This is a genomic window from Arthrobacter sp. H35-D1 (genome assembly GCF_030063185.1).
Classification (GTDB): domain Bacteria; phylum Actinomycetota; class Actinomycetes; order Actinomycetales; family Micrococcaceae; genus Specibacter.
Window position 1 is genome coordinate 87,456 of the sequence record NZ_JASISP010000004.1, and the last position, 12,651, is coordinate 100,106.

General features: G+C 63.9%; 13 protein-coding genes and 1 pseudogene. 12 read left to right on the forward strand and 2 right to left on the reverse strand.

Annotation, left to right across the window (positions count from 1 at the left end; all coding sequences use genetic code 11):
* Positions 1-100 precede the first annotated feature (100 nt).
* The 8 genes from QMG25_RS07185 to QMG25_RS07220 all read left to right on the forward strand — a co-directional run bounded on the left by QMG25_RS07185 (position 101) and on the right by QMG25_RS07220 (position 7,653).
* Positions 101-619 carry a flavin reductase family protein gene (locus tag QMG25_RS07185; protein ID WP_283458722.1) on the forward strand — a complete coding sequence of 173 codons (519 nt, stop codon included), beginning with the start codon at positions 101-103 and terminating at the stop codon, positions 617-619.
* 140 nt (positions 620-759) lie between these two features.
* Positions 760-963, forward strand: a complete 204-nt coding sequence (locus QMG25_RS07190) for a hypothetical protein (RefSeq protein WP_283458724.1) — start codon at positions 760-762, stop codon at positions 961-963.
* A complete protein-coding gene (locus QMG25_RS07195; RefSeq protein WP_283458726.1) occupies positions 964-2,310 on the forward strand; it encodes a hemolysin family protein in 1,347 nt (448 codons plus the stop codon).
* Positions 2,307-3,365, forward strand: a complete 1,059-nt coding sequence (locus QMG25_RS07200) for a hemolysin family protein (protein WP_283458728.1) — start codon at positions 2,307-2,309, stop codon at positions 3,363-3,365. The genes QMG25_RS07195 and QMG25_RS07200 overlap by 4 nt, the downstream gene beginning before the upstream one ends.
* Before the next feature lie 76 nt (positions 3,366-3,441).
* Positions 3,442-4,422 carry a metal ABC transporter solute-binding protein, Zn/Mn family gene (locus QMG25_RS07205; RefSeq protein WP_283458730.1) on the forward strand — a complete coding sequence of 327 codons (981 nt, stop codon included), beginning with the start codon at positions 3,442-3,444 and terminating at the stop codon, positions 4,420-4,422.
* An 11-nt stretch (positions 4,423-4,433) separates the two neighbouring features.
* Positions 4,434-5,258 (forward strand): metal ABC transporter ATP-binding protein, encoded by an 825-nt coding sequence (locus QMG25_RS07210; protein WP_283458732.1) that lies wholly within the window; start codon positions 4,434-4,436, stop codon positions 5,256-5,258.
* A complete protein-coding gene (locus tag QMG25_RS07215) occupies positions 5,255-6,130 on the forward strand; it encodes a metal ABC transporter permease (RefSeq protein WP_283458734.1) in 876 nt (291 codons plus the stop codon). The genes QMG25_RS07210 and QMG25_RS07215 overlap by 4 nt, the downstream gene beginning before the upstream one ends.
* A gap of 47 nt (positions 6,131-6,177) precedes the next feature.
* The gene (locus tag QMG25_RS07220) at positions 6,178-7,653 is read left to right on the forward strand and encodes a lipase maturation factor family protein (RefSeq protein ID WP_283458736.1); all 1,476 of its coding nucleotides are present in this window, start codon (positions 6,178-6,180) and stop codon (positions 7,651-7,653) included.
* A gap of 33 nt (positions 7,654-7,686) precedes the next feature.
* Here QMG25_RS07220 and QMG25_RS07225 read toward each other — a convergent pair whose 3' ends face one another.
* Positions 7,687-8,106 carry a Fur family transcriptional regulator gene (locus QMG25_RS07225; protein WP_283458737.1) on the reverse strand — a complete coding sequence of 140 codons (420 nt, stop codon included), beginning with the start codon at positions 8,104-8,106 and terminating at the stop codon, positions 7,687-7,689.
* Positions 8,107-8,217: 111 nt separating this feature from the next.
* Between QMG25_RS07225 and QMG25_RS07230 the strand changes: the two genes are divergently transcribed.
* Positions 8,218-8,874 carry an MBL fold metallo-hydrolase gene (locus tag QMG25_RS07230; RefSeq protein WP_283458739.1) on the forward strand — a complete coding sequence of 219 codons (657 nt, stop codon included), beginning with the start codon at positions 8,218-8,220 and terminating at the stop codon, positions 8,872-8,874.
* On the opposite strand, the gene QMG25_RS07235 is transcribed toward QMG25_RS07230, so the two are convergent.
* On the reverse strand, positions 8,871-10,007 hold the full coding sequence (locus QMG25_RS07235; protein WP_283458741.1) for a PLP-dependent cysteine synthase family protein: 1,137 nt from the start codon (positions 10,005-10,007) through the stop codon (positions 8,871-8,873). The two genes, QMG25_RS07230 and QMG25_RS07235, sit on opposite strands and share 4 nt — an antisense overlap.
* 115 nt (positions 10,008-10,122) lie before the next feature.
* Here QMG25_RS07235 and QMG25_RS07240 point away from each other — a divergent pair.
* The 3 genes and pseudogenes from QMG25_RS07240 to QMG25_RS07250 form a co-directional block, all read left to right on the forward strand.
* Positions 10,123-10,863: pseudogene (locus QMG25_RS07240) on the forward strand (sulfurtransferase); the annotation flags it as partial.
* Between the two features lie 63 nt (positions 10,864-10,926).
* A complete protein-coding gene (locus QMG25_RS07245) occupies positions 10,927-11,976 on the forward strand; it encodes an NAD(P)-dependent alcohol dehydrogenase (protein ID WP_283458984.1) in 1,050 nt (349 codons plus the stop codon).
* A 33-nt stretch (positions 11,977-12,009) separates the two neighbouring features.
* The gene (locus tag QMG25_RS07250) at positions 12,010-12,438 is read left to right on the forward strand and encodes an HIT family protein (protein WP_283458743.1); all 429 of its coding nucleotides are present in this window, start codon (positions 12,010-12,012) and stop codon (positions 12,436-12,438) included.
* Positions 12,439-12,651 lie beyond the last annotated feature (213 nt).

Here is a 12,651-nt window from a genome sequence, read left to right on the forward strand (position 1 = left end):
CGTCATGGTCGCCCAAGTTGACCTCAACTATAGTTGAGGTTCTAGACTATCTGGAGGATCTCGTCGCCCTGGCGGGTCGTGGTGAGAGGATTTTGTGGTTATGACCGTGCAGCTTCAGGAGAGTCGGCTGGCCCGGGATTTCAAGGCGGCCTTCGGTGCCCATCCCGCCGGCGTGTCCATCATCACCGCCGACTCTGCCACCGGTCCCGTTGGAATCACGGCCTCTTCGGTGGCGTCCGTCTCCGCTGAGCCTGCGCTGTTGGCTTTTTCCCTTGCGGCCGGCACCGGATCCGCCGCCGCCCTTGCCAAGGCCGACTCGGTGGTTGTGCACCTGCTGCGCGTCGAAGACTTGGAGCTGGCCAAGAGTTTCGCCAACTCGTCCTCGGAACGCTTCACTGGTTCCATGGCGTGGACCCGTCTGGACACGGGGGAGCCACTGCTGGCGCACACCGGCCACGCATTGCGCTGCAAAGTCCTGAGCCGCACCCCGGCCGGCAGCTCGCTGCTGCTGGCCGCAGAGGTGTTGGAAATTATCGTTGCCGAAACTTGCGGGGAACCCATGGTTTACCACAGCCGGGCCTTCCACCGGCTCGGCGGGCACAGCATCCTGCCCAGCTAGCAGGCTCCCGGCCATTTCCCAGCCGCTGTTCATCTGCGGCACACCTGATTTCCCGAGGTGCCCAAGGCAGGCTGATGTACACTAAAAATCCTATGAAAAGTAAATCTAGGGGCCGGCGCACTGGCTTGCGGAGCATGCAAATGACCTCCTGCAACCTCGTTGCCCATGCCGGCATATCCCGCACCCGTGACAACAGTTCCCCAACCCCCGCAGCGGCCGGCCCCGGCGCCGACCACCCTCCGCCGGCGGCCCAGCCCCAACCCGGGGCAACCATGGTCCCCGGCGCAACCGTGGCGCCGCGTGCAATCGTGACTTCGCACTCCGTGGAACGGTGGGCCGCTTAGTTGGAATGGTTGCTCTTGGCGGCAGGCCTGCTGCTCATCCTTGGCACAGGATTCTTTGTCGCCGTCGAATTTTCGCTTGTGGCCGTGGACCAGACGGCCGTCCAACGCGCCGTCAACGAGGGCGACAAGGGTGCCGTGCCCGTGCTGCACTGCCTTAAAAGCCTCTCCACACAGCTGTCCAGCTGCCAGCTGGGCATCACCTTGACCACCCTCCTGACGGGTTTCTTGATGGAACCATCCCTTGGGGCGCTGCTTGCGGGGCCGTTGGGGTCGCTGGGGGTTCCGGAATCTGCCGTGACTGGCGTGGCCCTCTTCGTGGCCATGGTGGTTGCCACGTTGCTGTCCATGCTGATTGGCGAATTGGTGCCCAAGAACATGGCCATCGCCAAGTCCTTTGAAATAGGTAAAATCGTGGCCCGCCCGCACTTGGTTTTCACCGCCATTTTCAAACCGGCCATCGTTGTGTTGAATGGGTTTTCCAACAAGGTCTTGCATCTCTTTGGCATGGAAGCCAAGGAGGAAATCTCCGGCGCCCGTTCGCCGGCGGAATTGGCCTCCCTTGTGCGCCGCTCGGCGGCCATGGGCACCCTTGCTAAAAACACCGCCACGTTTGTGGCCCGCACCCTGAGCTTTTCCGAGCAGACCGCCGCAGATGTCATGACCCCCCGAATGCGCGTTGAGACCATTGAAAGCACCAAGTCCGTCACCGAGATTGTCGATGTGGCCCGGCGCACCGGCTACTCGCGCTTCCCGGTCATTGGCGAATCCGCCGACCAGATCCTGGGTGTGGTCCACCTGAAGAAAGCTGTTTCCATTCCGTTCCACAAACGCCCCGACATTGAAGTGGGCGCCATCATGACGGACGTTTTGCGCGTCCCTGAAACACTCCACCTCGATGCCCTGATCCTTGAATTGCGCGAAGGCAATCTGCAAATGGCCGTGGTCCAGGACGAATACGGTGGCACGGCCGGGGTGACAACACTTGAAGACCTTGTCGAGGAGATTGTCGGTGAAGTCTCCGATGAGCACGACAGGGCCAAGCCCGGCGTCCTGCTCGCCGCCGACGGGACCTGGTTCATGCCCGGTCTCATGCGTCCGGACGAGGTGACCGAACGCATCGGCCAGCTCAACGTTCCCGACGAGGCCGGCTACGAGACCGTGGGCGGGTTCATGATGGCGGAACTGGGCAGGATCGCAGTGGTCGGCGACACAGTTGCCGTTGAAGGCGGCCTGCTGGTGGTGGACAGGGTGGAACGACGCCGGATCGATCGGATCCGCTTCATCCCGGCACCTTCCGCCGGCGGTCCCGCAACGGACGACACGGCGCAGGCAGGTGGTTCGCTGTGAGCCCGGCGGCTGGAATTGCCTGGCTGGTGGTGCTGTTGCTGGGCAACGCCTTCTTTGTCGCGGCTGAATTTGCCGTCATGACCGCCCGTCGCAGCCAGATTGAGCCCTTGGCCGACGCCGGTTCAAAGCGGGCCAAGATCACCTTGGGCGCCATGGAGAACGTTTCCCTCATGCTCGCCTGTTCCCAGCTGGGCATCACGGTGTGTTCGCTGTTGATCCTGAACGTCTCGGAGCCAGCCATTCACCACCTGTTGGCGCAGCCGCTGCATGCGATCGGTGTGCAGGACAATGTGGCGTCGCCTTTGGCGTTTGTCGTCACGCTGGCACTTGTGACATTCCTGCACGTGACCTTTGGTGAGATGGTGCCCAAAAACATGAGCGTGTCGGCAGCGGACAAGGCGGCCCTGTTGCTCGCCCCGCCGCTGGTGCTCGTTGGCAAGCTGGTGCGCCCCGTCATTGTGTCCTTGAACTGGACTGCCAACCATATTGTGCGGCTGTTTGGCATCAAGCCCACCGACGAAGTTGTCTCCAGCTTCACCCTGCAGGAAGTGCAATCCATCGTGGAGGAGTCAACCCGCAGCGGACTTGTGGACGACCAAACCGGGTTGATCACGGGGGCGCTGGAGTTTTCCTCTCAGACCGCCCACGACGTCATGGTGCCACTCGAGGCCCTTGTGACATTGCCCGCCGACGCCACCCCCGTGGACTTTGAACACAAGGTGGGCAAGACGGGCTTCTCCAGATTTGTCTTTGCCGACGCGGAAGGGGCCCTGCTGGGTTATCTGCACCTGAAGGATGTGCTGCGCATTCCGCTCGAGCGCTATCAAGTGCCGATTGGGGAGGGCCGTGTCCGCTCCATGGTCAACCTGCAGGCAGGCGAGGAAATTGAGGATGTGCTGGCGATTATGCAGCGCACCGGCTCGCACATGGCAAGGGTGATCGACCAGGATGAGCAGACCATGGGCGTTTTGTTCCTTGAGGACGTGATTGAGCGGCTCGTGGGTGAAATTCGCGACGCCACACAAACGCAGATTCAGGAGCGGCGCAAGGCTTGATGCGAACGATTCCCAATATGAGCTATGCTGGTTCTTATTGGTAACAATTCTCATTAGCATGATTTTAAGGAGCCGCATGATTTACCCCCGTCGCACTGTTCTTCTCTTGGGTGCCACCCTGGCCGCCACCCTCTCGCTGGGGGCTTGCGGCGACGGCGGGGGTGCACCGGCCCCCCCGTCCCCGATCGGGGCAATCTCGGTGGTGACCTCCACCAATGTCTATGGCGATATCGCCAAGGCCGTTGGCGGCAGCCACGTCGCAGTGCATGCCATCGTCTCCAATGCAGGGGCTGACCCCCACGGCTATGAAGCCAACGCCCAAGACAAACTGGCCGTGTCCAAGGCACAGATCGGCATCGAAAACGGCGGCGGCTACGACGACTTCTTCGCCCAGCTGGCCAAGGGGCAGCTGGGGCCGGAGCAGATCCTCAACGTCAGCGAGCTCTCCGGCCTGGACACGGGCCCGGACTTCAACGAGCACCTGTGGTATTCGCTGCCCACCATGGCCACTTTGGCCGACGAGCTGGCCACCCGCTTCAGCGCCGCTGCGCCCGCGGAAGCTGCAAGTTTTGAGGCGCAGGCCGCCGCCTTCAAGGAAAAACTGCAGCAGCTCGAGGACAGGGTGCAGCTTGTCAAGGACGCCCACGGAGGCTCCGACATTGCCGTTACCGAACCCGTACCGGTGTACCTGCTGGAGCAGGCCGGGCTTGTCAACAAGACGCCGGAGAAATTCACCGAGGCAGTTGAAAATGGTGCGGATGTCCCTGCCGCAGTCATGACGGACACGCTCTCGCTCATGGCGTCGGGGACCATGGCGCTGCTGGCCAACAACGAGCAGACTGAAAGCCCGCAAACCATCGAGGTCAAGGAAGCCGCGCAAAAAGCCGGGACACCCGTCGTGGACTTTTCCGAAACCCTGCCCGCCGGCACCTCCTACCTGGACTGGATGACCGCCAACGTCGCAGCAGTGGAAAAGGCCCTGGGCGCCTCCGCCCCCAGTGCAGCCGGGACTGCCGATTCCGGCGCGACTGCCAGCGCCGCAGCGCCCGCCAAGTGAGCTCCCCGGCCGTGGTTAGCCTCAAGCGCGCCACGCTCAGTTACGGTTCGCGGACCCTCTGGCAAGACCTCAACCTTGACGTCCAGCCGGGAGAATTCCTGGCCGTGCTGGGCGCCAACGGCAGCGGAAAAACCAGCTTCCTGAAGATCCTGCTCGGCCTGTCCCACCTGAGCTCAGGCACACTGAGCGTCGACGGCGGACCCGCCAAACGCGGCAATCGCGCCATCGGCTACGTACCCCAGCAAAAGAACTTTGCCCCCGACACGGCACTGCGCGCCCGCGACCTCGTGGGCTTGGGCGTTGACGGTGACAAGTGGGGTGTGCGCATCCGCGGAAAGGGATACCGCCGGCGCGTGGACGAACTCCTGGAGCAGGTCGGTGCCACCAGCTACGGACGCATTCCAGTCGGCATGCTCTCGGGCGGTGAACAGCAACGGCTGCGGATTGCCCAAGCCATCGCCGCCAAGCCAAAAGTGCTGCTGTGCGACGAACCGCTGCTTTCCCTCGACCTGTTCCACCAAAGGGCCGTGAGCGCGCTGGTGGGCCGGCAAGCCAAGGCCAACGGAACCGCCGTCGTGTTTGTCACGCATGAAATCAATCCCATTCTGGAGCATGTGGACAGGGTGCTGTACTTGGCTGGCGGGCGGTTCACACTGGGCACGCCGGAGGAAGTCATGCGCACCGAGGTGCTGTCCAAGCTGTACGGGACCCAAGTCGAGGTGCTCACCATGGACGGCAGGCTGGTGGTGGTGGGGCGTCCGGATTCGGTGGTTGACGGACACGGCCCGCACACCGGCGACGCCGGGGACACCAGCGACATGGCGGAGGCCTCGTGAACTGGGCGGACTTTTCCGACGCGGTGCTGAACTTTTCCAACTACGGGGAACTGTTGCCGCTGTTCACCGACACCTTGCTGGCCGGGGCGATCCTGGGCGTGGTGGGCGGGCTGATTGGCACGTTTGTCATGATGCGCGACCTCGCCTTCGCCGTGCATGGCATTGCCGAATTGTCCTTTGCCGGGGCAGCCTTTGCGCTGTTGGTGGGTGCAGATGTGATCATGGGCTCGCTGGTGGGCTCGATCCTGGCGGCGCTGCTGCTGGGGGTCATGGGTGTGCGGGCGCGGGAGCGCAACTCCGTCATTGGCGTCATCATGCCTTTTGGGCTGGGCCTGGGCATCTTGTTCCTGTCGCTCTACCAGGGCCGGTCGGCCAACAAGTTTGGGCTGCTGACGGGCCAGATTGTCTCGGTGGACTCCACCCAGCTCTCGGTTCTGGCCAGCACGGCGCTGGTGGTGGTGGTGGGACTGGTGTTGATCTGGCGGCCACTGACCTTTGCCAGCGCCGACCCGGACATTGCCACGGCCCGCGGGGTGCCGGTGCGGACCCTTTCTTTGGCGTTCATGTTCCTCTTGGGCATTGCCGTTGCGCTTTCCATTCAAGTGGTGGGTGCGCTGCTGGTGTTGGCGCTGCTGATCACCCCGGCTGCGGCGGCCTTGCAAGTAACGGCTGCCCCGCGCGTGGTGGTGTTGTTGAGCGTGGCCTTTGCCATGTTCTCCACCGTGGGCGGCATCATGCTGGCCTTGGGCGGAAGCATTCCGATCAGCCCTTACGTGACAACGTTGTCGTTCGCGATCTACGTGCTGTGCCGGCTCGGCGGGGCGTGGCGTCGGCGCCGGGGCTGGTCCGCGCGCCCGGCCGTGGCTGTCTGAGGCGGTGAAACCCCCACCGCGGGCGGACGTTGGTCTAGCGTGGGGTCATGGACTGGTTGGACGCAAGCTGGGTGAACACCGAATGGTTTGCGGCCGAGGGGAGCTTGGCTGCCCGCTTTGTGCTCCAGCACGGGATCGCGGCCGTGTTTGTCCTCGCCTTCGTTTCAAGTGCGCTGCAGTTCCCGGCCCTGCTGGGGGAGCGTGGCCTGCTGCCGGTGCCCCGCTACCTGCAGCGCGTTTCGCGGCTTCCCGGGCCCAGCGTGTTCCGCCGCCGCTATTCTGACACGATGCTGCGGGTTGTTGCGTGGAGTGGTGCAGCCATTGGCGCCACCGTGGTGCTGGGCTTGCCGCAGCGCGGGCCGCCGTGGTTGCCCATGCTCGCTTTCCTGGCCATGTGGCTGTTGTACATGTCGATCGTGAATGTGGGCCAGGTCTTTTATGGCTTCGGGTGGGAGATCCTGCTGCTCGAGGCAGGCTTTCTGGCTGCTTTCCTTGGCTCAAACCAAAGCACGACGCCGGCCGTCACCCTGTGGTTGTTTTGGTGGCTTGTGTTTCGGCTGGAGTTTGGTGCCGGCATGATCAAGATGCGCGGGGACACGGCCTGGCGCGACCTCACCGCCCTGTATTACCACCACGAAACCCAACCCATGCCCAATCCGTTGAGCTGGTGGTTCCACCACTTGCCCAAGCCGCTGCACAAGGTGGAGGTGCTGGGGAACCACTTTGCCCAGCTGGTGGTGCCCTTCCTGCTGTTTGCCCCGCGGCCGGTGGCCAGCTGGGCTGCCTTGGTTATTGTGCTGACCCAGCTGTGGCTCGTGCTCTCGGGCAACTTTGCCTGGTTGAACGTGCTCACCCTGGTGCTGGCGTGCTCGGCAGTTGGTGATTCGGTGCTGTCCGCAGTGCTTCCAGGGCTGCCCGCAGGGGTTGCCGACCAGGCCACGGTGCCGGCGGGCGAACTGGCCGGTGCTCAGGCGGAAGCCGGCAGCCCGGCCTGGTTTGTGCTGGTGGTGCTGGCCGTCGGTGCGCTCATGCTGGTGCTTGGCTGGTGGCCGCTGCGGAACTTGCTCTCCCGGCGCCAGGCCATGAATGCCAGCTTCAACCGCTGGCGGCTGGGCAATGCCTACGGCGCCTTTGGCAGCATCACGCGTGAGCGCTTCGAGGTGGTGGTGGAAGGCTGGGACGGGCAGCGATGGCTCGAATACGGTTTTCGGGGCAAGCCGGGGGACCCCTCCCGCATGCCGCGGCAGTGGGCCCCGTACCACCTGCGCCTCGACTGGATGATGTGGTTCCTTGCCCTGGGCCAGCCGGGCATGCACTGGTTTGTCCCGTTCCTGCGGCAGCTGCTGGCAGCGGACCCCGCAACGCTGAAGCTGCTGCGGCACGACCCCTTCGCCGGGAGGACACCGGAACAAGTCAGGGCGCGGGTCTTTGCCTACCGTTTCACTTCGTGGCGGCAATGGCGCAGCACAGGCAACTGGTGGGTGCGCGAACCCATGGGGCTGCTGGTGCCGCCGCTGGAATGAGGGAGCGGGCGAAGAACAAGCAGCCTGGCAGGACTATTTGGCGGTTTTCGCTGCCGAGCACTCGGGGCACAGGCCGTATATTTCCACTGTGTGCTGCACCTGCGTGAAACCATTGGCCTTGGCAATGGAGGCAGCCCAGCTCTCCACTTCGGGGGCCTCGAATTCCACCGTTTTCCCGCACTCGCGGCACAACAGGTGGTGGTGATGGCTGGTGGCGGAACAGCGGCGGTACACGGCTTCGCCCTCGCCGTTGCGCAGGGTGTCGAGCTCGCCGTCGTCGGTCATGGAGGCCAGAATCCTGTACGTGGTGGCCAACGACACAGGCGTGCCTTGTTCGTGCAGCAGACGGTGGAGTTCCTGGGTGCTGACAAAGTCGTCCAAAGTGTCCAGCGCGGCGCTGATCGCAAGGCGCTGCTTGGTGACGCGCTGCTCCTTCACCGGTGTACCCGACATTGCCGCACCCACTTTCCTCGTACTGGATCCAATCATCCAGCCTAGCGCACCAGCCATGGGCATGACGGTGCGACCATGGCCGGGGCGGCACTTCCGGCATATGCTGGCACCATGTTGCTGACTAAATTCACCCATTCCTGCGTCCGGCTCGAGCAGGACGGGCGGGTCCTTGTCCTTGACCCGGGCATTCTTTCCGAATCCGCCACAGCTCTTGACGGAGCCGACGCCGTGCTCATCACGCACGAGCACGCCGACCACTACGACCCGGCTGCACTCGCCTTGGCCCTGGCGGATTCGCCGGAATTGACCATTTACGCCCCTGCAGGGGTCGTTCACGACTTGCGCGCGCATGCGCCCGAGCAGGCTGCACGGATTGTGGAGGCGGCTGGCGGGGACAGCTTTGCGGTGGCCGGGTTTGCCGTCCAGTGCTTCGGTGGCCAGCACGCCCTGATCCACCCCAGCATCCCCGTGGTGGCCAATGTGGGATATCTGATCGACGACAACCTCTACCACCCGGGCGATGCCCTGATTGTTCCGCACGGGGTCAGCGTGGGAACGCTGTTGGCTCCTGTCCATGCCCCGTGGTCAAAGGTGTCCGAGGTGGTTGACTTTGTGGTCTCTGTCAGGGCCCCGCACGCCTATCAAATCCACGACGGGCTGCTCAACGAACAAGGCTTGGCGTTCACCGAGTCCCACATCGAACGCATTGGCGGCCAGCACGGGGTCAAATTCCGCCACCTGGATGCCGGGGCATCGGTGGAAATCTAGCCGCGCCACACGCCGGTGGCGAAGAAATCGGCGATCGCCGCCAAGTGCGGGGCCGGATCAAGGCCCTTCTCGGCCAGCCAGGCAGGATTGTAGTAGCTGCCCGCATAGCGCTCGCCGCCGTCGCACATCAATGTCACGATGCTGCCCTTTTCACCATTGGCAACCATCTGCCCCACCAATTGCCACACGCCCCACAGGTTGGTGCCGGTGGAAGGCCCGGCGTGCATGCCCGTCAAAATAGAAAAGTGCATCATGGCGGCCACGGACGCGGCGTCGGGGATTTCCGCCATGGCGTCGATGACGCCGGGGACAAAGCTGGGCTCCACGCGCGGGCGGCCAATGCCCTCAATCCGGGATGAGACGCCCGTGACGGTCGAGGGGTCGTGGTTCTTCCACGCCGGGTAAAATGCGGAACCTTCGGGATCGGCCACCAGCAATTGCGTGGCATGGCCGTGGTAGCGGATGTAGCGCCCGATCGTGGCGGAGGTGCCGCCGGTGCCGGCGCCGACCACCACCCAGGCCGGCTCGGGGAAACGTTCGTGCCCCAGCTGGCTGAAGATCGATTCGGCAATGTTGTTGTTTCCGCGCCAGTCGGTGGCCCGCTCGGCGTAGGTGAACTGGTCCATGTAGTGCCCATTGCACTGTGCGGCAATGTCCGCCGCCGCCGAATACACCTCGTCGGCCTTGTCCACGAAATGGCAGCGCCCGCCAAACTGCTCAATGAGCTCAATCTTTTCCGGGCTGGTGCTGCGCGTCATGACAGCCACAAATTCCAAGCCCAGCAGGTGCGCAAAGTAGGCCTCGGAAACGGCCGTGCTGCCTGAACTGGCCTCCACCACCGTGGTGCCTTCGTTGATCCAGCCGTTGACCAGGGCAAAGAGGAACAGCGAGCGGGCCAGCCGGTGTTTCAGGCTTCCCGTCCTGTGGCACGACTCGTCCTTGACATACAAGTCAACCCCCCACTGCTCCGGCAACTCAACCTTGTACAGGTGGGTGTCCGCCGAGCGGTTGCTTTCCGCCTGGACCTTGCCAATGGCGCTGCGTGTCCAGGACCGGGCTGCTTCTGCGGCGGCGTGGGAGGCGATGGTAGGGGTGGCGGTGCTGGAGACGGCGGTGCTGGCTGCGGAGTTCATATAGCCAAGTGTAGGCTTGCCGCGTCCGGCCGCAGCAGGTGCGACCGGACGTGAATCTGACGATGAAGGAGTCCCCATGACCGTCTTGATGAGCGTCGCCCAGCTCAACGACCGCATGACCAGCGGCGTCCGCACCGTGTTGTTGGATGTGCGCTGGGCGTTGGGGGATCCGCACGGCCGCAAGCACTACTTGGCCGGGCACATCCCCGGTGCCGTCTACGTCGACATGGACACCGAGCTGGCCGCCCATGGAGAGCCGCGGGAAGGCCGGCACCCCCTGCCCACCGAGACCGATTTCGCCGCATCCGTGCGCCGCTGGGGCATCGATGACCAGGACACTGTGGTGGTCTACGACGACGCCGGTGCCACCGCCGCTGCCCGGGCCTGGTGGTTGCTGGGTTACGCAGGCCTTCCGGAAATTTACCTGCTCGACGGCGGACTGGCCGCCTGGCGTGCCGCGCACCTTCCGCTCGCCCAAGGCGAGAAAGAAGGGGTGCCGGGCGACGCCGTCGTGCGTTTCGGTGGAAAAGGGACCATTGACGCCGACGGGGCTGCCGGCTGGGACGGAATTTTGCTCGATGCCCGGGCCGGGGAGCGATACCGTGGCGAGGCCGAGCCGATCGACCCCAGGGCCGGGCACATTCCCGGAGCGGTGAGTGCGCCCACGAGCGAGAATCTGGCCGCGGACAAGACGTTCTTGCCGGCGGATCAGCTGCGGGCGCGCTTTGCCGCCCTGGGCCTGGTCCCGGACACTGCCGCGGCAGTGTATTGCGGCTCGGGGGTGAGCGCCGCACACGAAATTGCGGCGCTCGAGATTGCCGGATTCACTGCTGCCTTGTACCCGGGGTCGTGGTCCGCGTGGTCAAACCAACCGGAACGACCAGTTGAGGTCGGAGCCAACGGCGATATGCTGAATAACATGACTGAAGTAAAGGCCTATGCTGCCACCTCTGCCGCATCCGGATTGACCCCAAGCACCATTGAACGCCGCGAACCCGGTGCCCACGACGTTGAAATCGCCATTGAATTCTGCGGTTTGTGCCACTCCGACGTGCATGCCATCCGTTCCGAGTGGGGACCGGCGAAGTATCCGTTGGTCCCCGGGCACGAAATCGTTGGCACCGTCAGCCGGATTGGCGGGTCCGTGGAAGGCTTCACCGTTGGCCAGCGCGTGGGCGTTGGTTGCATGGTGGACTCCTGCCGGGAATGCGACTCCTGCCTTGAAGGCTTCGAGCAGTACTGCGAGGCGGGCAATATTGGAACCTACGGGGTGGTGGATCGCCGCAACGGAGGGGGCATCACCCAGGGCGGCTACTCGCAAGGCATCGTGGTGGATGAAAACTATGTGCTGACCATCCCCGAGGGCATGGACCCGGCCGCCGCGGCGCCGCTGCTGTGCGCCGGCGTCACCACGTTCTCGCCGCTGAGCTACCTCGATGTGCAGGAAGGTGACAAGGTTGGGGTTGTGGGCCTGGGCGGACTGGGCCACATGGCTGTCAAGATCGCCAAGGCGCTCGGCGCCACTGTCACGGTGTTCACCACCTCGCCCGGGAAGGAGTCGGCGGCCAAGGCGCTCGGAGCCGACGCCGTGGTGGTTTCCTCCGACGCAGCGCAGATGGATGCCGTCAAGGGAACGCTCAATGCCATCCTTGACACCGTTGCCGCCGTGCACAACATCAACGACTACCTGCGCACCCTTGACCGCGACGGCGCCCTGATCCAGCTGGGACTGCCCTCGGCCGCCATGCCGCCGGTGGAGCCGGGTCTGCTGATCCGCAAGCGCCTGGCCTACGGCGGGTCGCTTATTGGTGGCATTGCCGAAACACAGGAAATGCTTGATTTCTGCGCCGAACACGGCATTGCCTCCGACATTGAAATGGTCGCTGCCCCGGACCTGGACCAAGCCTACGACCGCATGGTGGCAGGGGACGTGAAGTACCGTTTTGTGCTTGATGCAAGCACCATCTAACCAACCCGCCGGCATAGTTTTAAGGAGCAATTCTTGAGCACCCTGTTTACCAAGATCATCAACGGCGAGATCCCGGGCCGGTTCATCTGGCAGGACGAGGACTGCGTGTCGTTCCTGACCGTAGGCCCGCTGACGGACGGGCACGCACTGGTGGTGCCGCGCCTGGAAGTGGACAAATGGACGGACGCGGCCCCGGAACTCGTGGCGAAGCTGATGGCCGTGGCCCAGACTATCGGTCGGGGACAGGTAGCAGCCTTTGGCGCCCCGCGGGCCGGGCTGACCATAGCCGGCTTTGAAGTGGAACACCTGCACGTGCACGTGTTCCCCGCATACAGCATGGAGAACTTCGACTTCTCCACGGTGGACAACAAACCGGACCCCGCCGCCATGGATGCCAACGCAGAAAAGCTTCGCGAGGCTCTCCGCGCGGCAGGCCACGCGGAATTCGTCCCGGCTGCCTAGGAAATTCATGCCCCGACACCTGGGTGTGCAGTGGCTTGCGTTTTTTCGAATTGATCCATAACAGGCCCTGCTTTGGCCTGTTATGGATATCACATCCCGCGGTTTGGGTGTGTTTGGGAGTTGACGGCAGATGGTCCGCGGCCCGCCAAGCCAGCGCTCCCTGATTGGCTGGCTTTGTCCTCGAGCGGGTAGTATGGCGCACTGGTAAGTTCA

Coding starts and splice junctions, on each gene's coding strand:
- QMG25_RS07220 (WP_283458736.1), top strand. CDS start 6,178: ATGGACTGGTTGGACGCAAGCTGGGTGAACACCGAATGGTTTGCGGCC.
- QMG25_RS07225 (WP_283458737.1), bottom strand. CDS start 8,106: ATGTCGGGTACACCGGTGAAGGAGCAGCGCGTCACCAAGCAGCGCCTT.
- QMG25_RS07235 (WP_283458741.1), bottom strand. CDS start 10,007: ATGAACTCCGCAGCCAGCACCGCCGTCTCCAGCACCGCCACCCCTACC.
- QMG25_RS07190 (WP_283458724.1), top strand. CDS start 760: ATGACCTCCTGCAACCTCGTTGCCCATGCCGGCATATCCCGCACCCGT.
- QMG25_RS07245 (WP_283458984.1), top strand. CDS start 10,927: ATGACTGAAGTAAAGGCCTATGCTGCCACCTCTGCCGCATCCGGATTG.
- QMG25_RS07230 (WP_283458739.1), top strand. CDS start 8,218: ATGTTGCTGACTAAATTCACCCATTCCTGCGTCCGGCTCGAGCAGGAC.
- QMG25_RS07185 (WP_283458722.1), top strand. CDS start 101: ATGACCGTGCAGCTTCAGGAGAGTCGGCTGGCCCGGGATTTCAAGGCG.
- QMG25_RS07205 (WP_283458730.1), top strand. CDS start 3,442: ATGATTTACCCCCGTCGCACTGTTCTTCTCTTGGGTGCCACCCTGGCC.